At 66.4% G+C, this 1,425-nt stretch carries 1 protein-coding gene; it reads right to left on the bottom strand.

The features are described from left to right. Nucleotides 1-7: 7 nt before the first annotated feature. A complete protein-coding gene (locus MKW15_RS24145) occupies nt 8-1,264 on the bottom strand; it encodes an IS30 family transposase (RefSeq protein WP_240862923.1) in 1,257 nt (418 codons plus the stop codon). Nucleotides 1,265-1,425: the final 161 nt, after the last annotated feature.

The raw sequence follows: 1,425 nt of genomic DNA, 5'->3' as shown, positions 1-1,425 counted from the left end.
GGCGGATTCAGGCGGTGGATGCAACAGGACCTGATTCGGATCCTGACGGTGGTGAGTTTAGTAGCTCGTCGAGTTTTTCGGCGGGGCTGGCCCACTGGTGGCGTTTGCGGGGGCGGGCGTTGAGTTCGGCGGCGACGTTGGCCAGGATGCCGGGGCCGTGGAAGGACAGGTCGGTGCCTTTGGGGAAGTACTGGCGTAGCAGGCCGTTGATGTTCTCGTTGCACGGCCGCTGCCAGGGGCTATGCGGGTCGGCGAAGTAGATGGGCAGCCCGGTGGCGGCGGTGATCTGGGTGTGCAACGCCATCTCCGAGCCCTGGTCCCAGGTCAGTGATCGCCACATCACTGCGGGGATCTGCGGGATGGCCGCGGTCATCGCGGCCGCGACGGTCTCAGCGGTGTGATCCTCGGGCAGGTGCAGCAGCATCACGAACCCGGTCGTGCGTTCGACCAGGGTGCCGATCGCCGAGGCGTGGTGGGCGCCCACGATCAGATCCCCCTCCCAATGCCCAGGGATGGCACGGTCGGCGGCCTCGGCCGGGCGTTCACTGATCGACACCATGTCCTGAAACTTCGGACGTTTAGAAGTGTTGCGGCCCTGCGGTTTACGTTTGATACGCCCGGTCCGCAACGCTGCTTTGACCTCGGCTTTCAGTCCACCGCGGGCCTGTACGTACACCGCTTGGTAAATCGTTTCGTGAGACACCCACATCTCCGGTTCCTCGGGGAAGTCACGTCGCAACGCGCCGGCGATCTGCTCAGGGCTGTGCTTTTTGAGCAACCGCTGGGTGACCTCATCGTAGAGCCGCGTACCCTCGACGAGCTTGCGAGTCTTGGGCCGGCGACGACGGTCCTCGACCACGCTTTGAGCCACGATCGCCCGATACCGGCCGGTCCCCTCCGGGCCGCGACCACGCGCGATCTCACGGCCGATCGTCGAACGATGCCGCCCCAACAACTCTGCGATCCGAGCAGGTTTGTACCGGGCGTCGAGCAGATCCTCGATACGACATCGATCGACAAACGACAACGGGCCGCTACCCGCTGTGACCTGCGATTGCTCCTGTGGATTCACCGTCGGTAGGCGCATCCCACCAGCCTGACGGAACCAGGCATAGCCGGTCTGGTCCGACACGCCCACCGACCGCGCCGCCACCGCGATCGTCTCCCCCGTCCGCAACCGCGCCCAGAACTGCTCGCGCGTACGCGGTGAGCGGCGCACACCCTGGCCACCGCGCGTCGGCAACGGCCGCCCCGCCTCCCGCATCCACCGATACCCCGTGGCAGGGCCACACCCCACCTGCCGGGCCGCCACCGCTACCGACACCCCCGCATCGATCGCTACCCAAAACGCTTCCGGCGCTACCGCCCTGCCCATACCGGCTACCTCTCACACGAGGCCTGTTGCGTCGACCGATTGAGGCTGCC

Source organism: Gordonia gummivorans (genome assembly GCF_022513585.1).
Lineage (GTDB): Bacteria > Actinomycetota > Actinomycetes > Mycobacteriales > Mycobacteriaceae > Gordonia.
The sequence above is the reverse complement of the archived record's forward strand: the minus strand, read 5'-3'. Positions and strand labels throughout refer to the sequence as shown.